This window comes from Gottfriedia acidiceleris (assembly GCF_002128425.1).
Lineage (GTDB): Bacteria > Bacillota > Bacilli > Bacillales > Bacillaceae_G > Gottfriedia > Gottfriedia acidiceleris.
Genome location: NZ_NESS01000014.1, coordinates 71,941 through 93,260 on the forward strand (window position 1 = coordinate 71,941; position 21,320 = coordinate 93,260).

Below are 21,320 nucleotides of genomic sequence, written 5' to 3' on the forward strand. Positions count from 1 at the left end.
TTAAAATAAAGTAGTAGGAGGATTCATATGGACAAGTCCTCAAAGATATCAATTAAAATTAATGGCGAGGAAAAAGCGTTTGAAGAAGGTGCTGTGACATCTCAAGATCAGGTAGAGAAGGACGGGGAATTTGGTTGGGTTTTACCAACTCCTGATGGGTTAGGAAAAAAAGTAATCGTTTTAGATGATGTTAAAAAGAAGAAGAAGATTAAGCCAGAGCAGAAGGTGAAGCAGAAGAAGAAGATTTCTTTCTTCACAAAGAAGTCACCTTCGAAAAGTATTATTATTTCTATTATAGGTGCAAGTTTAATAGGACTATGTTTTGGGTTTGTGTTCTTAGGGATCTTTAAACAATCAAAGCCAGATGCACTTAACCCAACTAAAAATAGTGAATCAGTTTCTGGTACAGCAACGACTCAAGAACAAATGAAGATTCCAGCAGTTAAGTTTGATTTGGCACAAGTTGGAATGTATAAAAGTATGGAATCAGCGAAGAAAAATGTAAAAGAAGTATCTACAAATGGTTTAACCCCTGTCATTTATGAAAAAAATGATAATTTTTTTGTCGTTATTGCATTAAGTGGAAAAGATAGCACGTTTTTAGCAGATGAAGTTAAAAATAAATTAAAAAGTACTTATTTAAAAGAAGAAACAATTGGTGGGCAAGTTTACAAAGGTCCAAAACAATCAGTCGATATGTATAAAGCTGAAGTTGAAACTTTTAATTTTATGTTATCATACTTAACGGATAAAAACTTTAACAATGAGAAACAGCTTGAACAAATAAGCTCAACGATGTTAATTTTAAGTAAACAAAAAGATTATATTAAAAATAAGCAATTACTAAGTGGACTTAAGCATTTACAAAATATCGAAAAAATTATGTCCTCAAGTAGTAAACAAAATCTAAATAAAGTAACCAAATCAGTCCAATATGATTTGTTATCCTTATTCAAAATATTAAAAGAACAAAAAAATACACTAACAAATTAAATTTTGTTAGTGTATTTTTTATTACAAATTATATGAAAGAAATTAATATTCATCATTAAAAATTTCTAGGTGTAATTTAAAACTATTCAAATTTAAAGTTAATTTTATTTCGAAAACACTGGATTTTGACATAAAATATTTGAAAATGAAATTTTATTATTAGGGTATTTTAATACTTAACAAAACTTTCATTTTTATTACATTTTAGTAACGAATAGACAACGGAAAGTGTTTTTTACTAATTTGTGTTATAGTGATTATCTGGGTAGGATAGTCTTGTATCCTTCCTTTTAAAAATAAATAATAGGTGAATGAAATGAAAAAACTTATATTAGCCTCTGCATCTCCTCGAAGAAAAGAACTTCTTAGCATGTTAAATATCCCTTTTATCATTGAAACTAGTGATGTTGAAGAAGTAATGGAGCAGAATTTGCATTCTTCAGAGATTGTGTTGAAATTGGCGGAAGAAAAAGCAATAGATGTGTCCAATAAATTTCCAAATGCAGTAGTAATCGGTGCTGATACGATCGTTACTTATAATGATAAAAAACTAGGTAAGCCTACCTCAAAAGAAGATGCATTTGCAATGTTAAAAATGCTATCTGGAAAAACACATGAGGTTTATACTGGTGTATCAATTATTAATGAAGGTAAAAATAGTAGCTTTTATCAGTGTACAAAAATTACCTTTAGTGAACTAAGTGATCAAGAAATAATTGATTATATCAATACTAATGAGCCGATGGATAAAGCTGGTTCTTACGGCATACAAGGATATGGTGGTACATTTGTAGAGAAAATAGACGGCGACTATTACTCTGTTGTTGGACTTCCGATCAATAAAGTTAAGAAAAAACTAAGTGAACTAAATTTTTAACTTTTGATTTGAGGTGGTACCGTGTCAACTTCGCTTCTCATTAAAGATTTTCCAAAAGATGAAAGGCCAAGAGAGCGATTGTTAAAATTTGGTCCTGGTAGTTTGTCTAACCAGGATTTACTTGCAATCTTATTAAGAACTGGGACAAAAAATGAATCGGTTTTAAAAGTCTCAAACGAACTTTTATTGAAATTTGATGGACTAAGATTATTAATGAATGCGTCTGTTGAAGAAATATCAAATATTAAAGGTATCGGTGAAGCAAAAGCCGTACAGCTAATTGCTGCTTTTGAATTAGGAAAAAGAATTAATCGACTACAATATGACGAAAGATTCATTATTAAAAGTCCAGATGATTGTGCTAAATTTATGATGGATGAAATGAGATTTCTTGAACAAGAGCATTTTGTATGTTTATACTTAAATACGAAAAATCAAGTTATTGCCCGTGAAACTATTTTTAAAGGTAGTTTAAACGCATCGATTGTTCATCCTCGTGAAGTTTTTAAAGAAGCTTTTCGTAGATCTGCAAGCTCGATTATTTGCTTACACAATCATCCGAGTGGGGATCCTACTCCAAGTCGAGAAGATATTGAAGTAACAAAGCGATTAGTTGAATGTGGGAAAATAATTGGAATCGAATTACTAGACCACATCATAATTGGTGAACATAAGTATGTCAGTTTAAAAGAAAAAGGTTACGTTTAAGGGTGTTCATTAGTAACTAATTGTTTTATAATGTAAGTTATGGATAAAAACCTGTTATTTACTAACGATAAGAGAATATAGTATAGATACTTTAAATATGAATTTAAGTTGTACGTTTTAGAAAGGAAGATACATATGTTTGGATTAGGCGGATTTACTCGAGATTTAGGAATAGACTTAGGTACAGCCAATACTTTAGTCTTTGTAAAAGGAAAAGGAATAGTAGTTAGAGAACCTTCTGTTGTTGCATTAAAGACAGATACGAAACAAATTGTTGCTGTAGGAAATTCAGCAAAACTTATGATTGGTCGTACTCCGGGAAATGTTGTTGCAACTAGACCGATGAAAGATGGGGTAATTGCTGACTTTGAAACAACAGCAACAATGATGAAGCACTATATTGATCAAGCTCAAAAGAGTAATGGATTTTTCTCACGTAAACCTTATGTAATGGTATGCGTACCATCAGGCATAACTGCTGTTGAAAAAAGAGCTGTTATTGATGCAACAAGACAAGCGGGTGCACGTGATGCATTCTTAATTGAAGAACCCTTTGCTGCAGCAATTGGGGCTAATTTACCGGTTATGGAACCAACTGGAAGTATGGTTGTTGATATTGGTGGAGGAACAACTGAAGTTGCAATTATCTCATTAGGTGGAATCGTTACAAGCCAATCGATTCGTACTGCCGGTGATGATATGGACGAAGCGATTATTCAATATATTAAAAAGAACTATAACTTATCAATTGGTGAACGTACTGCCGAACAGTTAAAGCTTGAAATTGGTTCAGCAATTAAAACTGAATCAGATGAACAAATGGATATTCGTGGTCGTGATTTAATTTCAGGTTTACCTAAAACAATTACAATCCATGGAGAAGAAATTGCAACAGCATTAAGTGATACAGTAGCAGCAATTGTTGAATCTGTAAAAAATACGTTAGAGAAAACGCCACCTGAATTAGCAGCAGACATTATTGATCGTGGAATCGTTCTTACCGGTGGTGGAGCACTTCTACGTAATCTTGACAAAGTAATTGCTCAAGAAACAAATATGCCTGTAATAGTTGCGGAAGACCCTCTTGACTGTGTTGCAATGGGTACAGGTAAAGCATTAGATAATATCGATATTTTCAAAAAGAATTATTCTTCAAGCACTTCATATCGATAAAAAAATTAGGCTAGTTTTCTAATGATGAACTACTAAATAAGTTCTTTAATAAGAAGATTAGTTAAAATTTGTAATCCTCACTACAATTAGTGAGGATTACATGCATGAAATCGTTAGAACAAAAAGTTGAATTGTTATAAGAGGGTGTAAGAATGCCACAATTTTTTCAAAATAAACGTTTAATGATTGTCTTAGCTGCTATTATCTTACTAGTGGCACTTCTAGGTTATTCTTTAAGAAGTAACAGAAACCTTTCAATTCCTGAGCAGTTTATTAAAGATACAGTAAGTTTGACTGAAAAAGTATTTAATAAACCCGCACAACTTATTGCGGGTTTATTTAATAATTTGGCAGACTTAAAAGATACATATGAAGAAAATCAAGTTTTGAAAAGTAAGCTTGATAAATATGTTGAATTATCTGTACGTGAGAAAGCATTAGAAAAAGAAAATAAAGAATTAAAAGACATGATCGGGAAAGAAAAAAGTTTAAGTGATTATGATACATTTCAGGCTACAGTAACAATAAGAGATCCAGATAAATGGCAACAAATCATTACAATTGATAAAGGATCGATAAGTGGAATTGAAAAAGAAATGGCAGTTATCACTTCTAAAGGCTTAGTTGGTAAAGTTAAAAATGTTTCTAAATTTTCATCAACTGTACAATTATTAAGTTCTTCAGATCGAACAAATCGAATTTCTGCTAAAATTCAGCAAAAAGATACGGTTTTTGGTTTGATTGAAGGCTATGATGTTGAGAAACAAGCTTTACTATTTAAACGAATTCCATCAAATGCAAAAGTAAAAAAAGGACAAACAGTCGTGACTTCAGGTCTTGGTGGTGTTTTTCCAGCTAACCTAGTGATAGGAAAAGTTGAGGAAGTTGTTCCTGATGAACATGGTCTAACACAAACAGCTTATATTAAACCGCAAGCAGATTTTAATGACATAAATCATGTACTAGCTGTTAAGCGTTCAATTGATCAGCCACAGAAAGGAGAGTAATTAGTAAATGAGTAAGTATGGTTTGCCTCTCCTTTTAACATTTCTGTTTATTTTAGAAAATATTTATGTCTCAACTGTATCGCCAAACATTCTTGGTCACAATGCGACAATTGTTCCACATTTTTTATTTTTTGGTTTATTATTTATCACATTATATTATAATCCGAAGAAGGCACTTATTTATGGTGTTATCTTTGGATTCATTTATGATATTGTTTATACCGAGATTATAGGTATATATTTAGCTGCTTTTCCGCTTTTTATTTTTTTAATAAGTCAAGCAATCAAAATACTTTACGCGAATTTATTCGTTCGAAGTATTCTTGTTTTAATATGGACAGCAGCCTTAGAATATTTAGTATACGGATTAAATGCGCTATTCGGCTTTACTAATATGAATAATACATACTTTTTGAATCATCGATTATTTCCGACATTATTACTGAATGCACTATTTATATTAATTTTTGCATATCCTTTCTCATCATTATTAAGAACGATTAGTGAAAATAATGAGGAAAAATAAAGGATTTTTCGGGTGCATGTCGAATTATACAATCGGGGTGAACACTTATCATGGAACAGAGGCAACAATATGTTACAATAAAAGGAACGAAAGATGGTCTAACACTGCACCTCGATGATACATGTTCTTTTCAAATTTTAGTAGATGAAATTGAAGAAAGACTGTCTACCCACTTGTTTGAGAGCAATGATCGTCCCTTACTTGCAGTTCGTTTAAAAATAGGAAATCGTTTTTTATCTCCCGAACAAGATGAAATTATTCGTTCAATTGTTCGTAAAAAGAATAATCTTGTGGTTGAAACAATCGAAAGTAATGTGATTTCGAAGCAAGAAGCTATTGAATGGATGAAAAGGGAGGAAATTGTACCTATTTGTAGAATGGTAAGATCTGGTCAGATTCTCCAAGTGAAAGGTGATTTACTGTTAATCGGTGATGTTAACCCAGGTGGAACTGTTATTGCGGGTGGAAATATCTTTATTATGGGTGCACTAAGAGGTACTGCTCATGCCGGTTTTAATGGTAATAAGGAGGCAGTTATTGCGGCATCAATAATGAGACCAATGCAGTTGAGAATTTGCAGCATAATGAATAGAGCACCGGATCATTATGGTGATGAAGGCAATGAGATGGAATGCGCGTATATAAACGAAGACAGCCAAATCATTGTTGATCGCATACAATTTCTGACTCATCTTAGACCTAGTTTGACAAGGTTAGAAAGGGGCATGATGTAACTGTGGGAGAGGCTATAGTAATTACATCTGGTAAAGGTGGAGTTGGTAAAACAACTACATCAGCAAATTTAGGAACAGCGTTAGCGATGTTTGGAAAAAAAGTGTGTTTAATTGACACTGATATCGGCCTGCGTAACTTAGACGTTGTCATGGGATTAGAAAATCGCATCGTCTATGATTTAGTGGACGTTGTTGAAGGTCGCTGTAAAACGCATCAGGCACTAATAAAGGATAAGCGTTTTGAATGCTTATATTTATTACCTGCTGCACAAACAAGCGATAAAACTGCTGTTTCTCCTGAACAAATGAGAGAGCTTGTTGATGAATTAAAAAAAGACTATGATTATATATTAATAGACTGCCCTGCTGGTATTGAGCAAGGATATAAAAATGCAGTAGCAGGTGCAGATAAGGCGATTGTTGTCACTACTCCTGAAGTTTCTTCAATTCGTGATGCTGATCGTATTATTGGATTATTGGATCAAGAGGATATCGAGCCTCCTAAACTAGTAATTAATCGTATTAGAAGTCATATGATGGAAAATAGAGATAGCCTAGATGTTGATGAAATTACTTCAATGTTAGCTGTTGATTTAATTGGTATTGTCCAAGATGATGAAAACGTTATTAAGGCAACTAATAGTGGTGAACCTGTAGCATTGAATCCAAATTCAAAAGCTTCTATTGCATATAGAAATATTGCAAGAAGAGTGCTAGGGGAATCTGTACCATTACAATCATTAGAAACTGAAAAGAGTATTTTCTTTAAAGTGAAAAAATTATTTGGTATCCGATAACACTTCGTAAAAAACGAAGTGTTTTTCTTTTTTCTTTTTTTCAAAAGCCCTCATTGAATTCTTCCTTAATCCTGCCTAATTTCATTGTCTACTTTTCAAATTATCTACTCATAAGTTGTCCTATTAATTCATATAAATTAATTAACTAGTTTGCGAGGAGAGGTGACACTTTGAGTAATCGCGTAGATGATATAAGAAAGCGGATCGCTAAAAGGCGTGAACAAGAAGAAAAATGGGGAAATCCGAATCAAATGATGAGCAAATTTCCGGTAAAAGAAGTGCAAAATACTGAGGGCGGATACACTTATACTTATGATGATTTGGTAGAAGAGCAAGGTAAGAAAATAATGAACAACTCTAACTTTATGTTTAGAACTTTATTGTGTGCGATTATTGTACTTGCTTTAGCCATCATCTTAAAAAGTAACTCACCTTTAGCATCTCAGGTTCGGCATGGTCTATCACAAGTTTATGATAGTGAATTTCAATTCGCTTCGTTACAGAAATGGTATGAAGATCGGTTTGGAAGTCCTATTGCTTTTTTACCACAATTAAATAATCAAAAAGAGAACGTTGGAAATGATAATTATGCAGTTCCTGCAAGCGGTAAAGTGCTGCAAAGTTTTAAAACGGACGGCAAAGGGATATTAATTCAAACTGAAGCTAACCAAAAGGTAGAGTCAATCAAAAAAGGTCGTGTACTTTTTGTAGGAAAGAAAGATAATTTAGGAAATACGGTCATTATTCAACACGCCGATGGTTCAGAATCATGGTACGGTAAATTAGGAACGACTAACGTAAAAGTTTATGACGAAGTGGATAGTAAAAAGGTTATCGGAACGGTATCTTCCAATGATGAAGGGAATCTAGGTACTTATTATTTTGCAATTAAAATGGGGGAAAAATTTATTGACCCGAAACAGGTGATTTCGTTTGAATAAATGGCTAATTCTTCCTTCCAAAATTTCAGTTCATCCACTATATTTATTAATTGCATGTATAGGTATAATGACAGCTAATTTTTGGTCAGTATTGTTTGTATCAATTATTATTTTCTGCCACGAATTAGGTCATGCAATAGCTGCTACTTCATTTAATTGGAGAATTAATAAAATTACACTACTTCCTTTTGGAGGAGTTGTAGATCTTGATGAACATGGAAATCGACCAACTTACGAGGAATTTATTGTTACAATCTCTGGCCCAATTCAACATTTAACTTTATATATAATCGCTAACTTACTATTCCAAATGAATTTAATGCCTGAAAATCTTTATACTCTTTTTATCAATTACAATATTAGTATTCTTTGTTTTAATTTATTACCAATATGGCCATTAGACGGTGGGAAATTAATATATCAATTATTTTCTTTGATCTTTCCGTTCGTAAGAGCTCATATATATAGCTTGTACTCATCATTTTTATTTTTAATGTTATCCACAATAATTACGATCATTATTCAGCCGATGAATATTACAATTTGGGTTTGTCTATTATTTTTAATCGTTTCCTTATGGGGTGAATGGAAAAATAGGCATTTTGTTGTTATTCGATTTTTAATGGAACGGTTTTATGGAAATAAACAATATATCCAAAAAATTAAATCGATCTCCTTGAATAAAGAAACAAAATTATTTCAAGTTTTTTCTAACTTTCAAAAAGGGTATAAATACAACGTTGTCTTTTCTCTTGATAAAAAAAATCAACAAATGTTAGATGAAAACGAATTATTACATGCTTACTTTACTGAAAAGAAAGCAACCTATTCACTTGAAGAACTAATTAGTTAGCTACAGGCCGTGCTACCAGAATATATACGTTTATGGGTGAACTTTATAGTTTGCAAAAAAAAGATGGTCTCTAGTTGAGGCCATTTTTTAATTAATTCTGTTTAAACATACCACGAGGAGTCTTTTGGAATATAGTCATAGTAATACAATATAGAAGGGATCCTCTTTTGAATGTTTATATCGTTTGAAACTCGTCTTCCCCATTCATCGTCTTCTCCAAAACTAATATTAAGAAATTTATGTGTCGAGGCAATCTTTTTCGAATAGCACATTAAATGATTTGGATTTCGATAAAAATAATTTTCATCTTCCCCGTGTGTAAATTCTTTCCCATATTTACAAACCTTAGAATATTGGTTATTAAAATTTACTAAAACGTCAAATACAATACAATCAACATTTGGCGTTTCATTTATTGCTGAGCACAATAATTCAATGTAATTTGGTTCTATCCGATCATCATCATCTATAAAAACTACATATTCTCCTTTTGCTTGCTCAATTAGAACATTTCTTTTTTCACCAATGCTTCTTTTTTTGTTTTCCAAAAGTACTAATATTTCAACAGGATATGTTTTACTCTGTTTATCTAATTCATTAATAATACGATTTAAATACCCCATTCTTTCGGGGACGGTCGGAATAAGAATTGATAGAATTATATCCATATAAACGCTCCTATCTATTTCAGGATTAAGTAAAGAAGGGGGAATACAGGAAGAGGAAAAGTGTAAATAACGTCTCTATATAGAAGAATGTAAGTAAAATCATAATATAATATTCAATTTCTAATATTCATGTGAGTAGACCAACTAATTAGATTATCCTAACTAGCTTTTTTCAATTTTTATGAATAAAATGATAGATACTATACATAGTTAGGAAGATGAATTTGAAGAAAGTTATTATGAATGTAAAACATTCAGAGAAAAGAATTGCTGTAACTGAAAATGACCAGTTAGTAGAATGGTTTTCTTCTGCGGACAAAAATACACATGTGGGAAATATTTATGTTGGACAAATTCAAGAAGTAATGCCGAAATTGAATGCCATTTTTGTGAATATTGGTTTAAATAAAAATGGATTCATGAGATTGGAAGATACGATTGAGGGGAAAGAACCTGAAATTAATAAAGACGAATTAATAAGAAAGAAATTCCAAAAAGGACAATATATTTTAGTTCAAGTAATAAAGGATGCGTTTGATGAGAAAGGTCCTAAGTTAACAAATAATCTTGAGTTTTCTGGTGATTACGTAGTATATTTCCCTCTTACAAAACAAGTAGCTGTATCGAATAAAATAAAAAAAGAATCAAAACGAAATAAATTATATTCTTTAGGTCGAGATTACACCAGTGATCATGAGGGGGTAATTTTCCGATCTTCGTGTGCAAATGCCGAATCGGATGAAATTTTAAACGAGTTAAAAGGCTTCCAAACATTTTATGAGTCATTAATAAATCAAAATTTTAAAAAGATTAGTTGCGTATCGGAAGCAAATTCCTTGTTTACTAAGTTTTTTAAACTACATCCTAAAAATACAATTGATGAAGTAATCATTGATGATTTAGCTGCTTATAAAACTTATTTGCCTGAAGATCTTCAACTAATTAGTTATAGAGGAAATGAAAATATTTTTGCGGCATTCAAAATTGAGGAACAAATAGAGAAATCGTTTAAACAAATTGTATGGTTAAAAAATGGTTCATTTTTATTAATCGAGCAAACTGAAGCCCTGACAGTAATAGATGTAAATACAGGTAAATTTAGCGGTAAAAATAATCGCGACGAAACTGTTTATCATACAAATCAGTTAGCTGCAATTGAGATTGTTCGCCAATTAAGACTTCGTGATATCGGTGGAATGATTATTATTGATTTTATAAATATGAAGTCTATTGAACATCAAAAAAATATAGTTGATTTATTAAAAGAATCGTTTAAAAATGATCGAGCATATACGAAGCTTTTTGGATTTTCTGACCTTGGTTTATTTGAACTTACTCGCAAAAGAACAGCTCATTCACATATCGAAGCAACACATCAGAAGTGCCCAGAGTGTAATGGTAGTGGGCTTGTAAAAAACACAGTTCAGACAGTTTTTGAGCTAGAAAGAGCACTTTGGGAACTCTCAACAAGTAGTGATATTGAGGCTATACTTGTTGAATGTAGTGAAGATGTTGCAAAAGAGTTAAATGGAGATCAAAATAATCACGTTCAAAGACTAGAAAAAGCAATGTTTATAAAAATCTGTTTAAAAATTATCTATTCAAAAACACCATTTTATACTATTGTTAGAACTGGTACGACCAAAGAAATAACAGGCTACTAGAAACAGTTATTGACTGAAGTTGTTGTTGACATTCGATATGCCCCGTGGTAACATCATAATGTTATTGTTTGTAGCGCACCCGTGCTACAACCGCACATAATAGGTATTAAATTGCTATTTATAGCATGCCTATTGGTGGCGAGTCTTAGACTATTGAGGAGGTGCAATTATGTACGCAATTATTGAAACTGGTGGTAAACAAATCAAAGTTGAAGAAGGTCAAGCAATCTACATCGAAAAACTTGATACTAACGCAGGTGAAACTGTAACATTCGACAAAGTTTTATTCGTAGGTGGCGAAAACATCAAAGTTGGTAGCCCAACTGTTGAAGGAGCTACTGTAACTGCAAAAGTTGAAAAGAACGGTAAAGCTAAAAAGATTCTTGTATTCAAATACAAATCTAAAAAGAACTACCGTCGTAAGCAAGGTCATCGTCAACCTTACACTAAAGTTGTTATCGAAAAAATCAACGCTTAATTTTAAGTAAATGACTAAAATAACAATTGAACGTTTAAAAGATGGACGTATAGGTTCCTTTAAAATAAGTGGACATGCATTTTTCTCTGATTATGGTACTGACATTGTTTGTGCCGGTATATCAGCAGTTTCAGTAGGAACTGTAAATGCTTTGGAAGCAATTTGTCGTATAGATTCTGAATTAAATACAGTGATTGATGAAAAGAAAGGTTTCTTGAAGTATCAATTACCGATTGATTTAAATGAAGATAATATGCAAAAAGCGCAACTTATCCTTGAAGCGATGATCGTATCTTTACAAACTATCGCTGCAAGTTACGGTGACTATGTCACTATAAACGAGTAAAACAGGAGGTGTAACCATGTTAAAATTAAATCTTCAGTTATTTGCTTCTAAAAAGGGAGTAGGTTCTACAAAAAACGGTCGTGACTCAATGTCAAAACGTCTTGGCGCTAAACGTGCTGATGGACAATTCGTAACTGGTGGTTCAATTCTTTACCGTCAACGCGGCACTAAGATTTATCCAGGTGTAAACGTTGGTCGTGGTGGAGATGACACATTATTTGCGAAGGTTGATGGCGTAGTTAAATTCGAACGTTTAGGCCGTGACCGCAAACAAGTAAGTGTATACCCTGTAGCTCAAGAAGCTTAAGAAACTAACTTAGAAACTCTAACCTTTTAGGTTAGAGTTTTTCTGTACTTAAGACATTTTTAATTATAATTAATTGCTTTTCAACATAGCAAAAGGTGTTGTAATAGCAACCTCTCAAACAATATGCTCCGAGACTCGGCATTTTCTAGTTTGAGACTTTCAAAAATAATCAATCAAATTGCCGAGTCTAACTTTTTTATTACCTTCATAAATACCAAAAATGTAAACCTATAGGAGAATACAATGCAGGAGAAATGGGACGTTCTAGAGGTATTAAGACATTCACGTCATGATTGGTTAAATCGAATTCAATTAATTAAAGGATACATGGCTACAGGTCAAAAAGACCAGCTAGAAGAAACGATTACGAAAATAGTTTCTGATTCTTTAAATGAAGCTAAAATTTGTTCGTTACAAATTCCAGAGTTTGCAGAATTTATCATTACCTATAACTGGAAGCCTCGTACAATTGTACTAGATTATGAAATTTTAGGGGAACCATGTTCGCTTAAGAATTTAGACGAAGTGATGACAGTATGGATTCAAAATTTTTTAGAAAAACTAGAATCTTGGGTACATATTTATGAGGAAAATTTTGTTAGTTTAACAATTGAAATAAATGATAAAACAGTTAGTTTCTTTTTTGACTTCAGAGGTAAACTAACAAAGAAAGAAGATATGTTGAAGTGGATTGTTTCATCATCTGATGACAGCTCAAAAATTAGAATGATGTCTTATTTTTGTGAAACAGATGAGTGCAGTATCGAATTTAAAATGGAAAAATAAAAGAGTGGTGGATATATGTTTATTGATCAAGTCAAGATATATGTAAAAGGTGGAGACGGTGGAAACGGTATGGTAGCCTTCCGTCGTGAAAAATATGTTCCAAAAGGTGGCCCTGCTGGTGGAGACGGTGGTAAGGGTGCTAATGTTGTATTTAAAGTTGATGAAGGTTTAAGAACATTAATGGATTTCCGTTATAAACGTCATTTTAAAGCAGATCGTGGTCAACATGGTATGTCTAAAAATCAACATGGTAAAAATGCAGAAGATATGATTGTAAAAGTACCGCCTGGGACGATCGTAACAGATGCTGATTCAGGTGAATTAATAGCTGACCTTACAATGGATGGTCAAACAGCTATTATTGCAAGAGGAGGCCGTGGAGGCCGTGGAAATAGTCGATTTGCAACGCCTGCAAATCCGGCTCCAGAAATAGCTGAAAATGGTGAACCAGGTAAGGAAAGAAACATTAAACTAGAACTTAAAGTTTTAGCAGATGTTGGATTAGTTGGTTTCCCAAGTGTTGGTAAATCAACATTATTATCTGTTGTAAGTTCTGCTAGACCAAAAATCGCTGAATATCATTTTACAACAATCGTTCCTAACTTAGGTGTTGTAGAAACGGAAGATAATCGTAGTTTTGTAATGGCCGATTTACCAGGATTAATTGAAGGTGCACATCAAGGTGTTGGACTTGGACATCAATTCCTACGTCATATTGAAAGAACACGAGTAATTGTTCATGTGATAGATATGTCTGGTCTTGAAGGCAGAGACCCTTATGATGATTACTTAACAATTAATCAAGAGCTAAAAGAATATAACCTACGTTTAACTGAACGACCTCAAGTGGTTGTTGCAAATAAAATGGATATTCCAGAAGCTGAAGAAAACTTAATTAAGTTTAAAGAACAAGTTGGAGATGAAGTTCAAATATTCCCAATTTCTGCAGTAACACGTCAAGGTTTACGTGAATTATTATTTACAGTTGCAGATCTAGTTGAAACAACTCCAGAATTCCCACTTCATGATGAAGAGGAAGACAAACCATTACGAGTTCTTTATAAATATCAAAAAGAAGAGCCTACTTTTGAAATTACTCGTGAAAGTGATGGAACATTCGTCGTAAAAGGTGAAGAGCTTGAAAAACTATTCAAAATGACTAACTTTGAACGTGAAGAGTCAATTCGTCGATTTGCACGTCAAATGCGTGGTATGGGGATTGATGAAGCATTACGCCAACGTGGTGCGAAAAACGGTGATATCGTTAAAATTTCTGAATACGAATTCGAATTTATCGATTAAAAAATGTCTATATAAAAAGAGGGTGTCCCAAAAATTTAAAAATTTAGGGGCAGCCTCTTATTTTTATATTCCAAATAAAATTGGGATTTGAAAAGAAATGAAATGAGCCGAACTGCAAATAAATTTCGCAAATAGCAAATAGGATAAAGTTTTACCCATACTAGTAAAGGTATTTTGACATAAAATTGTACATAAATAGGTCCCTTAAAATGGGAAACGAGCAAATTTTCTTTAATTCTTTCTACGTCGTCTAATGAAATGATCAATAAAAAGGATCGAAAACATCAACTACAAATTAAAGTTTGGCAGAAATACCCCCGCTCTACAATTAAAAAAGGGTTGCCCATAGGTCACTTATCCTGACTCATGAGACAGACCCTTTATTGTTTAATCAGAGAAATCGATTAATACCTTTTCTAGCCTCTTAAACCTACACTTATGGCATGTCTACCAAAAGACCTTCATTTTTTAATTGTAATATCGCACTATCTAGCTGCTTTTCACTATCTGCCTCTATTGTATGAAGATGTGTACCATTTGTTAAATTGGACAGTGGGACAGAGCTAGTTTGTTCCATTTTTTGAAGAAATAAGCTTATATCATAACGGTTCGCAATTTGTAATTGAGCAGTGATATATCCATAGACGGGATGTTCAACCATTACATCCTTAACTGTAACACCGTGATCGACTAATATTTCTAGTTCTTTTTGAGTTTCTTCAGCTGTATGGTGACAAATAATTACTTTTCTAATTTTGTCAGTTTCCTTATTAGGATGAATATAAATATAACCTTGAGCAGTTGCTAGTATAGGCTCATTTTTCGCCTTTAAAAGTGTAATATCACCTACAACAACCTGTCGACTAACATTGGCTCTTTTAGCTAAGGAATTGCCTGATAAGGGTGACTCAGACTCCTTTAACCATTGTAATACTTTTTTTCTTCTTTCTTCCCCTAAAAGTTTTTTATTCATTTTAATTTCCTCGATTAAAAATTTTGATTAATGATTAATTTTAACACAGATGAAAATTTAATTAAGTCTTCTTCAGTTGTATGTTTGCCGACTGAAACTCTGAAGAATTGTTTTGCCTCATGAGGGTCTTTTCCAATTGCTAACATCGTTTCTGAAGGTTTCTGCATGCCAATTGCACAAGCGCTTCCCGTTGAAATGGCAAATTGATGTCGATTACATTCAAGCATGACAAACTGACCTTCTAGTCCAATGATCCTCATTCCAATTATATTTGGAATACACTCTCCATCAGAACCTTCAAATTTTACGAGATGGTTAACATCTTGTAATTGTGATTTTAAAACATTTTTTAAATAGTGACATCTCTTTTGCTCTTCGTCTTGATTTTTTATAATATGTCCAGCTGATGTTACGAATGATGCAATTGCTGGAACATTAACAGTACCGGGACGAATCCCACTTTCATGAGATGTACCGGGATAGATTGGTTGACAAGTTAGTTTAGGATTTAAGTAAAGGGCTCCTATCCCTTTTGGCCCATATAATTTATGACCTGAAATACTAATACTAGAAATTTCATATTTTGAGACATTTATTTCTATTTTTCCAAATGATTGTACACAATCGCAATGAAGTAAAATATTTAATGAATTAAATAAATTAGCAATCTCGTTAATTGGTTGAATTGCTCCAATTTCAGAATTTACATGTTGAAAAATGCCTAATACAGTATCTTCACGAATTGCATTTTTAATCACTTCTAATGAGATAATCCCGCTATTTGTTACCGGTAAATAAGATATTTCATATCCTTGTTCTTCCAGTACTTTTAAATAATTACTAATTGAAGAATGCTCTAATGTAGTTGTTAATATATGTTTTCCGACTTTTTTTGTACTCTTTAAGAGAGTTTGAATAGCGATTAAATTTGATTCGGTTCCTCCACTTGTAAAGTAAATTGAAGCTGGGCTAGCATTTATAAATTCCGCTAATTGTTTGCGGCATGCTTCAAGGAGAAGTGAAGCCTTTGAGCCAATATCATGTAAACTTCGCTCATTTCCAAAGTAATTTTTAGAGGCAGTGACAAATGTCTCAATGGCTTCTTCACTCATTGGAGTTGTAGCAGCATAGTCTAAATAAATCAATTTAAAGCCTCCTTTTTTACTCATTAAAAAAAAATTTCTTGTCATTAGTTTAAATATATGTAAATATAGGTGTCAAGACAGCTTTTTTATCTATATGATAAAATTTAAATAGATGTACTGTAAATGGAGGGGGCAACTATGCGAACTGCAGACGTTGTCATTATTGGCAGTGGGATTGCTGCTTTAATGGCTGCTGAGGAAATTTGTCAGTCTAAAAATGTGATTCTATTCACAAAGAAAAAAATTTGGGACAGCAATTCGATGCTTGCACAAGGTGGAATTGCAGCAGTAATGTCTGAAGATGATTCTTGGGAACTTCATAAACAAGATACGCTCGAAGCGGGTTGTAATGTAAATAATATAGAAGCAGTAGAAGAGCTAGTAAAGAACGGAACAACGTCTATAAAAGATTTAGTTTCATTTGGCATGGAATTTGATAAAGATGAATCAGGCCAGTTTCATCTTGGTAGAGAAGGAGCGCATCGTAAAAATAGAATTTTACATTCCGGAGGAGACGCTACCGGAAAGCATCTAGTTGAAACTGTTTATGCTCGGATAAAAGATAAAATAACGATTATTGAACATGAAATGGTAATTGATTTAATGATACAAGATGGTATATGTAAGGGAGTTTATATACTTAATGAAAATGGTGAATTAGAATCTTGTTTTGCAAACACGACACTGCTGGCAACGGGCGGTATTGGGGCTATGTATCAATTTACCTCTAATAATAAGGCCATAACCGGAGACGGAATTGCTATGGCATATCGAGCGGGTTGTGAGATGACTGATTTGGAATTTATTCAATTTCATCCTACCATGCTTTACATTAATGGGGCATGTAAAGGGTTAGTATCAGAAGCTGTTAGAGGTGAAGGAGCTTATTTAGTAACGAAAACTGGTCGTCGTATCATGAAAGGAATTCATCCTTTTGAAGATTTAGCACCAAGAGATGTTGTTAGTAGGGTGATTTTTAATGAAATGCAAAACGGGGAAGAAATCTATTTATCGATCGAAATGATAGATGGATTTGAACAGCGTTTCCCATCAATTACTACCAATCTTATTAATAATGGAATTGATCTACAAAAAGGATTGGTTCCTGTTGTTCCAGGTGCACATTTCCACATGGGTGGAGTAAAAACATCTGCAAATGGAGAAACGACAATTCCAGGATTGTTTGCTGTAGGGGAAGTTGCTTGTACAGGTGTGCATGGTGCAAACCGACTTGCTAGTAATTCTTTATTGGAAGGGATTGTGTTTGGGAAAAAGGTTGCCAGATTTATTGCTGACCTTCCTTTAGCCAAAACAAATGAAAATCAACCAAAATACATGATACCAAGATATAGAACGTTACCTACAAAAGCTGAAATTAATGAAATAATGATGAAGTATATCGGTATTGTAAGAAATGAAGAAGATATAAATAAAGCAATCGCATATTTTTCTTACTTCTTAGAATCCAAAACAGTAGATTCACGTCCGATGAACAAAGAGGAACTAGAAAGATACAATATGCTAACTACTGGAAAACTAATTGCAGAAGCTGCTATAAGAAGAAAACAAAGTATCGGCTCACATTATATAGAATATATAGATCAACCAGCTAATATTTGAGGAGAGAATTTCATGAATACATTAAAAGCTAAAAAAATGATTGAGCAATTTTTACTAGAAGATATTGGAGAAGGGGATCTATCTTCAACTTATATTTTCCCAATGCATGAAAGAACAACTGGAAAAGTACTTGCAAAAGCAGATGGAGTAATTGCTGGTACTGAATTAATCGAAATTACTTATAAATTACTTCATGAGGATATAACAGTAACTCTACATGTTAAAGATGGTGAATCTGTTCAGACAGGTCAATTACTTGCAGAAGTAGAAGGACCAGTTCAAGTGTTATTATCAGGTGAAAGAGTTATGCTTAATCTTTTACAACGAATGAGTGGGATTGCAACGCTTACTTCAAAAGCAGTTGAAACATTAAACGACGAGAAAATCAAACTAGTCGATACAAGAAAAACGATGCCAGGTTTACGTTTATTTGATAAGTATGCAGTTACTTGTGGTGGTGGAGCGAACCATCGTTTCGGTTTATATGATGCAGTAATGCTTAAAGATAATCATATTGCTTACGCAGGTTCAATAAAAAATGCAGTTGATACTTTACGAAATAATTTGGGCCATATGGTCAAAATTGAAGTCGAGACTGAAAATAAAGATCAAGTACTCCAAGCTATTGAAGCTGGCGCAGATGTCATTATGTTTGATAATCGTACTCCAGATGAAATAAAAGAATTCGTAAAGCTTGTACCAGAAACGATTGTAACAGAAGCTTCTGGTGGAATTACTTTAGATAATTTAGCAAGTTTTCAAAACTGTGGTGTAAATGTTATTTCTTTAGGCTGTTTGACACATTCAGCAAAAGCATTAGATATAAGCTTCTACTTGTAATATAGAAGGGATTGGAGTGGGGATAATGAACGTTTTAGATATGATACAAAAAAATGAAGGATATCAAATTCCTGATGAGTACTATAAATTATCAACTGAGGAAATGGAAAAAAGAGTAAAAGATATTAAAGAGAGATTAGGTGATGCTCTTTTCATTCCAGGACATCATTATCAAAAGGAAGAAGTTGTAGTTTTTTCAGATTCGACGGGAGATTCTCTACAACTTGCTCAAGTTGCTGCTAATAATAAAAAAGCAAAATATATTGTATTCTGTGGTGTACATTTTATGGCAGAGACTGCAGATATTTTAACGGAAGATGAACAAATCGTTATTTTACCTGATATGAGAGCAGGCTGTTCAATGGCAGATATGGCAGATCACCATCAAACTGATCGTGCATGGGTAGAGTTACAGAAGCTTTTCGGAGACACAATTTTACCGTTAACATATGTGAATTCAACTGCCGCAATTAAAGCGTTTGTCGGTAGAAATGATGGTGCAACCGTAACATCATCTAATGCAAAGAAGGTTGTTTCGTGGGCTTTCACACAAAAAGAACGTATATTGTTCTTACCTGATCAACATTTAGGCAGAAACACAGCATTTGAATTAGGTGTACCGTTAGAGCATATGGCGATTTGGAATCCAATAACAGACACTTTAGAATATGAAGGCGACCTTAATAACATCAAAGTAATACTTTGGAAAGGTCACTGCTCTGTTCATGAGAATTTTACAGTGAAAAATATTGAGAATGTACGAAAAAATCATCCAGATATGAGAATTATTGTGCATCCAGAATGTTCTAGAGAAGTTGTAGCAGCAAGTGATGACAATGGATCTACAAAATATATTATTGACCAAATTGAAGCTGCTCCTGCAGGAAGTAAATGGGCAATTGGAACTGAGATGAATCTAGTTCAAAGAATTATTAAAAATCATCCAGATAAAGAGATCATTTCATTAAATCCATTTATGTGCCCTTGCTTAACAATGAATCGTATCGATTTACCACATTTATTATGGTCTTTAGAAAATATCGAAAAAGGTAACATTCAAAATATAATTACAGTTGATAAACAAACTGCAAAAGATGCAATTAAGGCATTAGATAAAATGCTTGAGCTTGCTTAAAAATAAAATATCATTAAAAATTTATTATCATTTAGTTCAATCTGAGCTAAATGATTTTTTTATAGAAAAAACAAGAAAAAAGTAAATACTTATACAAGCTTACTCGTCATAAATTAAAATACCTTCTATCATAAATACAAATATTCAGACATACATTGTTGTGAGGTACTAATGTACAATCCAACGTAGAGGCAATTGGTCAGGAGGGGAAAAGGTGAGAATTCACATAGTAATAAAGGGCGATACCCTTAAGAGCATTGCTCAAAAATATAACATCGACTATGAAGAGATAGTTAAATTAAATGCCCAACTAAGTAATCCAGATATGATCTATCCTGGCATGAAAATAAAAGTGCCAGAAAGGGGCGAAAAACCAGCTCCATTAGGTTCTCAAAAGGAGGTACAGCTTTCTAAAGAACCTAAGCCAAGTATTGCTTTGGAGGTAGAAGAAGGAAAAGTTCAACCTGTAGCACAGACACAACCTGCTGTCTCGCCTAATACAAAGCCCGTTGATAATAATTTGAATATTAATGTAGAGGTTACACCGACAGTAAAACCTGTAATTCAGGTACCTATTCCACCTGCAAAACCGACTGTATCACCTGCGACAAATAATGCGAATCAACAAGTATCTCCTGTTCAAACTGGAAAACCAAATGCGAACATACCGCAAGTTGTTTCGCCAGTGGCAGTTAAAAATCCGATAAATGATAATAAATCAAATGTGAACACCAAGGGAGGACAAAGCATGTCAGAGAAAAAGAACTACTTCCCAGGATCATTAGTTTCTCCGTCAACACCAAATCCGCAAGTATCTCCTGTGGAAACAGGAAAACCGAACCAACAAGTATCGCCAGTATCAACAGGAAAACCAAATCAACAAGTATCGCCAGTATCAACAGGAAAACCAAATCAACAAGTATCACCGGTAGCAACAGGAAAACCAAATGTGCAAGTATCACCAGTAGCAACAGGGAAACCAAATATGCAAGTATCACCAGTATCAACAGGAAAACCAAAAGAGCAAGTATTACCAGTAGCAACAGGAAAGCCGAATATGCAAGTATCACCAGCATCAACAGGGAAACCAAATATGCAAGTATCACCAGTATCAACAGGGAAACCAAATATGCAAGTATCACCAGCAGCAACAGGAAAACCAAATATGCAAGTATCACCAGCGGCAACAGGAAAACCAAATGCACAAGTATCACCAGTAGCTAGTAATAAAGCCCAAACATTACCAGCGTATATAGGGCCGAATAATGCACCACAAACATTGCCAGCATATATGGGACCGAATGCACCACAAACACTTCCAGCATACTCAGGACCGAATGTACCGCAAACATTACCAGCATATATGGGACCAAATCCAAACGCAGCCCAAACGCTACCAGCATATATGGGACCAAATCCAAACGCAGCCCAAACGCTACCAGCATAT

The 21,320-nt window shown here is 33.4% G+C and carries 23 protein-coding genes and 1 other annotated feature; of the genes, 20 read left to right on the plus strand and 3 right to left on the minus strand.

Annotated elements, in window-relative coordinates:
* Nucleotides 1-27 precede the first annotated feature (27 nt).
* The 10 genes from B6K90_RS19415 (at nucleotide 28) to B6K90_RS19460 (ending at nucleotide 8,609) form a co-directional block, all read left to right on the plus strand.
* Nucleotides 28-993: a hypothetical protein gene (locus B6K90_RS19415; RefSeq protein ID WP_088014414.1), complete on the plus strand. Its 966-nt coding sequence runs from the start codon at nucleotides 28-30 to the stop codon at nucleotides 991-993.
* A gap of 316 nt (nucleotides 994-1,309) precedes the next feature.
* The gene (locus B6K90_RS19420) at nucleotides 1,310-1,870 is read left to right on the plus strand and encodes a Maf family protein (RefSeq protein WP_088014415.1); all 561 of its coding nucleotides are present in this window, start codon (nucleotides 1,310-1,312) and stop codon (nucleotides 1,868-1,870) included.
* Between the two features lie 21 nt (nucleotides 1,871-1,891).
* Complete coding sequence (gene radC / locus B6K90_RS19425) at nucleotides 1,892-2,578, plus strand: RadC family protein (protein ID WP_088014416.1); 687 nt, start codon at nucleotides 1,892-1,894, stop codon at nucleotides 2,576-2,578.
* A 135-nt stretch (nucleotides 2,579-2,713) separates the two neighbouring features.
* Nucleotides 2,714-3,751, plus strand: coding sequence for a rod shape-determining protein (locus tag B6K90_RS19430; RefSeq protein WP_088014417.1), 1,038 nt, complete (start codon nucleotides 2,714-2,716; stop codon nucleotides 3,749-3,751).
* A 152-nt stretch (nucleotides 3,752-3,903) separates the two neighbouring features.
* Nucleotides 3,904-4,758: a rod shape-determining protein MreC gene (gene mreC / locus B6K90_RS19435; RefSeq protein ID WP_088014418.1), complete on the plus strand. Its 855-nt coding sequence runs from the start codon at nucleotides 3,904-3,906 to the stop codon at nucleotides 4,756-4,758.
* A 7-nt stretch (nucleotides 4,759-4,765) separates the two neighbouring features.
* Nucleotides 4,766-5,284 carry a rod shape-determining protein MreD gene (gene mreD / locus B6K90_RS19440; protein WP_088014419.1) on the plus strand — a complete coding sequence of 173 codons (519 nt, stop codon included), beginning with the start codon at nucleotides 4,766-4,768 and terminating at the stop codon, nucleotides 5,282-5,284.
* Nucleotides 5,285-5,331: 47 nt separating this feature from the next.
* Nucleotides 5,332-6,018 (plus strand): septum site-determining protein MinC, encoded by a 687-nt coding sequence (gene minC, locus B6K90_RS19445; RefSeq protein ID WP_088014420.1) that lies wholly within the window; start codon nucleotides 5,332-5,334, stop codon nucleotides 6,016-6,018.
* A 2-nt stretch (nucleotides 6,019-6,020) separates the two neighbouring features.
* On the plus strand, nucleotides 6,021-6,815 hold the full coding sequence (gene minD, locus B6K90_RS19450) for a septum site-determining protein MinD (protein ID WP_088014421.1): 795 nt from the start codon (nucleotides 6,021-6,023) through the stop codon (nucleotides 6,813-6,815).
* Between the two features lie 170 nt (nucleotides 6,816-6,985).
* Nucleotides 6,986-7,756: a M23 family metallopeptidase gene (locus B6K90_RS19455; RefSeq protein ID WP_088014422.1), complete on the plus strand. Its 771-nt coding sequence runs from the start codon at nucleotides 6,986-6,988 to the stop codon at nucleotides 7,754-7,756.
* Nucleotides 7,749-8,609, plus strand: coding sequence for a site-2 protease family protein (locus B6K90_RS19460; RefSeq protein WP_088014423.1), 861 nt, complete (start codon nucleotides 7,749-7,751; stop codon nucleotides 8,607-8,609). Before B6K90_RS19455 ends, B6K90_RS19460 begins: the two co-directional genes overlap by 8 nt.
* Before the next feature lie 101 nt (nucleotides 8,610-8,710).
* Here the strand turns inward: B6K90_RS19460 and B6K90_RS19465 are convergent, their stop codons facing one another.
* Nucleotides 8,711-9,277 carry a glycosyltransferase family A protein gene (locus tag B6K90_RS19465; RefSeq protein ID WP_088014424.1) on the minus strand — a complete coding sequence of 189 codons (567 nt, stop codon included), beginning with the start codon at nucleotides 9,275-9,277 and terminating at the stop codon, nucleotides 8,711-8,713.
* A gap of 224 nt (nucleotides 9,278-9,501) precedes the next feature.
* Here B6K90_RS19465 and B6K90_RS19470 point away from each other — a divergent pair, with 224 nt between their 5' ends.
* The 6 genes from B6K90_RS19470 to obgE all read left to right on the plus strand — a co-directional run bounded on the left by B6K90_RS19470 (nucleotide 9,502) and on the right by obgE (nucleotide 14,160).
* The gene (locus B6K90_RS19470; RefSeq protein WP_167555437.1) at nucleotides 9,502-10,941 is read left to right on the plus strand and encodes an Rne/Rng family ribonuclease; all 1,440 of its coding nucleotides are present in this window, start codon (nucleotides 9,502-9,504) and stop codon (nucleotides 10,939-10,941) included.
* A 78-nt stretch (nucleotides 10,942-11,019) separates the two neighbouring features.
* Nucleotides 11,020-11,097 (plus strand) — a sequence feature (ribosomal protein L21 leader region).
* A 13-nt stretch (nucleotides 11,098-11,110) separates the two neighbouring features.
* Entirely contained in the window at nucleotides 11,111-11,419 is a 309-nt protein-coding gene (gene rplU / locus B6K90_RS19475) for a 50S ribosomal protein L21 (protein ID WP_025672164.1), read from the plus strand.
* Nucleotides 11,420-11,429: 10 nt separating this feature from the next.
* Nucleotides 11,430-11,765 (plus strand): ribosomal-processing cysteine protease Prp, encoded by a 336-nt coding sequence (locus B6K90_RS19480; RefSeq protein WP_088014426.1) that lies wholly within the window; start codon nucleotides 11,430-11,432, stop codon nucleotides 11,763-11,765.
* Nucleotides 11,766-11,781: 16 nt separating this feature from the next.
* On the plus strand, nucleotides 11,782-12,072 hold the full coding sequence (rpmA, locus tag B6K90_RS19485; RefSeq protein ID WP_025672162.1) for a 50S ribosomal protein L27: 291 nt from the start codon (nucleotides 11,782-11,784) through the stop codon (nucleotides 12,070-12,072).
* Between the two features lie 243 nt (nucleotides 12,073-12,315).
* Nucleotides 12,316-12,858 carry a Spo0B C-terminal domain-containing protein gene (locus B6K90_RS19490; RefSeq protein WP_088014427.1) on the plus strand — a complete coding sequence of 181 codons (543 nt, stop codon included), beginning with the start codon at nucleotides 12,316-12,318 and terminating at the stop codon, nucleotides 12,856-12,858.
* Nucleotides 12,859-12,873: 15 nt separating this feature from the next.
* Nucleotides 12,874-14,160, plus strand: coding sequence for a GTPase ObgE (gene obgE / locus B6K90_RS19495; protein ID WP_088014428.1), 1,287 nt, complete (start codon nucleotides 12,874-12,876; stop codon nucleotides 14,158-14,160).
* 436 nt (nucleotides 14,161-14,596) lie between these two features.
* On the opposite strand, the gene B6K90_RS19500 is transcribed toward obgE, so the two are convergent.
* Together B6K90_RS19500 and B6K90_RS19505 are read right to left on the minus strand one after the other, a co-directional pair.
* Nucleotides 14,597-15,139 carry a transcription repressor NadR gene (locus B6K90_RS19500; protein ID WP_088014429.1) on the minus strand — a complete coding sequence of 181 codons (543 nt, stop codon included), beginning with the start codon at nucleotides 15,137-15,139 and terminating at the stop codon, nucleotides 14,597-14,599.
* Between the two features lie 8 nt (nucleotides 15,140-15,147).
* Entirely contained in the window at nucleotides 15,148-16,278 is a 1,131-nt protein-coding gene (locus B6K90_RS19505; RefSeq protein ID WP_088014430.1) for an IscS subfamily cysteine desulfurase, read from the minus strand.
* A gap of 138 nt (nucleotides 16,279-16,416) precedes the next feature.
* Between B6K90_RS19505 and nadB the strand changes: the two genes are divergently transcribed.
* From nadB to B6K90_RS19525, 4 genes are all read left to right on the plus strand, one after another.
* Nucleotides 16,417-17,898, plus strand: coding sequence for an L-aspartate oxidase (gene nadB, locus B6K90_RS19510; protein ID WP_088014431.1), 1,482 nt, complete (start codon nucleotides 16,417-16,419; stop codon nucleotides 17,896-17,898).
* A 12-nt stretch (nucleotides 17,899-17,910) separates the two neighbouring features.
* Nucleotides 17,911-18,738, plus strand: coding sequence for a carboxylating nicotinate-nucleotide diphosphorylase (nadC, locus tag B6K90_RS19515; RefSeq protein ID WP_088014432.1), 828 nt, complete (start codon nucleotides 17,911-17,913; stop codon nucleotides 18,736-18,738).
* A gap of 25 nt (nucleotides 18,739-18,763) precedes the next feature.
* Entirely contained in the window at nucleotides 18,764-19,873 is a 1,110-nt protein-coding gene (nadA, locus tag B6K90_RS19520) for a quinolinate synthase NadA (RefSeq protein WP_088014433.1), read from the plus strand.
* Between the two features lie 214 nt (nucleotides 19,874-20,087).
* Nucleotides 20,088-21,320: LysM peptidoglycan-binding domain-containing protein (locus tag B6K90_RS19525; RefSeq protein ID WP_139840765.1), on the plus strand; the 1,233-nt coding region annotated here is incomplete at its 3' end.

Bases quoted from the DNA above. Each gene is read 5' to 3' on its own strand.
- nadA (WP_088014433.1), top strand. From the start codon at position 18,764: ATGAACGTTTTAGATATGATACAAAAAAATGAAGGATATCAAATTCCT.
- mreC (WP_088014418.1), top strand. From the start codon at position 3,904: ATGCCACAATTTTTTCAAAATAAACGTTTAATGATTGTCTTAGCTGCT.
- B6K90_RS19465 (WP_088014424.1), bottom strand. From the start codon at position 9,277: ATGGATATAATTCTATCAATTCTTATTCCGACCGTCCCCGAAAGAATG.
- B6K90_RS19415 (WP_088014414.1), top strand. From the start codon at position 28: ATGGACAAGTCCTCAAAGATATCAATTAAAATTAATGGCGAGGAAAAA.
- nadC (WP_088014432.1), top strand. From the start codon at position 17,911: ATGAATACATTAAAAGCTAAAAAAATGATTGAGCAATTTTTACTAGAA.
- B6K90_RS19480 (WP_088014426.1), top strand. From the start codon at position 11,430: ATGACTAAAATAACAATTGAACGTTTAAAAGATGGACGTATAGGTTCC.
- mreD (WP_088014419.1), top strand. From the start codon at position 4,766: ATGAGTAAGTATGGTTTGCCTCTCCTTTTAACATTTCTGTTTATTTTA.
- obgE (WP_088014428.1), top strand. From the start codon at position 12,874: ATGTTTATTGATCAAGTCAAGATATATGTAAAAGGTGGAGACGGTGGA.
- rplU (WP_025672164.1), top strand. From the start codon at position 11,111: ATGTACGCAATTATTGAAACTGGTGGTAAACAAATCAAAGTTGAAGAA.
- nadB (WP_088014431.1), top strand. From the start codon at position 16,417: ATGCGAACTGCAGACGTTGTCATTATTGGCAGTGGGATTGCTGCTTTA.
- B6K90_RS19420 (WP_088014415.1), top strand. From the start codon at position 1,310: ATGAAAAAACTTATATTAGCCTCTGCATCTCCTCGAAGAAAAGAACTT.
- B6K90_RS19490 (WP_088014427.1), top strand. From the start codon at position 12,316: ATGCAGGAGAAATGGGACGTTCTAGAGGTATTAAGACATTCACGTCAT.
- B6K90_RS19430 (WP_088014417.1), top strand. From the start codon at position 2,714: ATGTTTGGATTAGGCGGATTTACTCGAGATTTAGGAATAGACTTAGGT.
- rpmA (WP_025672162.1), top strand. From the start codon at position 11,782: ATGTTAAAATTAAATCTTCAGTTATTTGCTTCTAAAAAGGGAGTAGGT.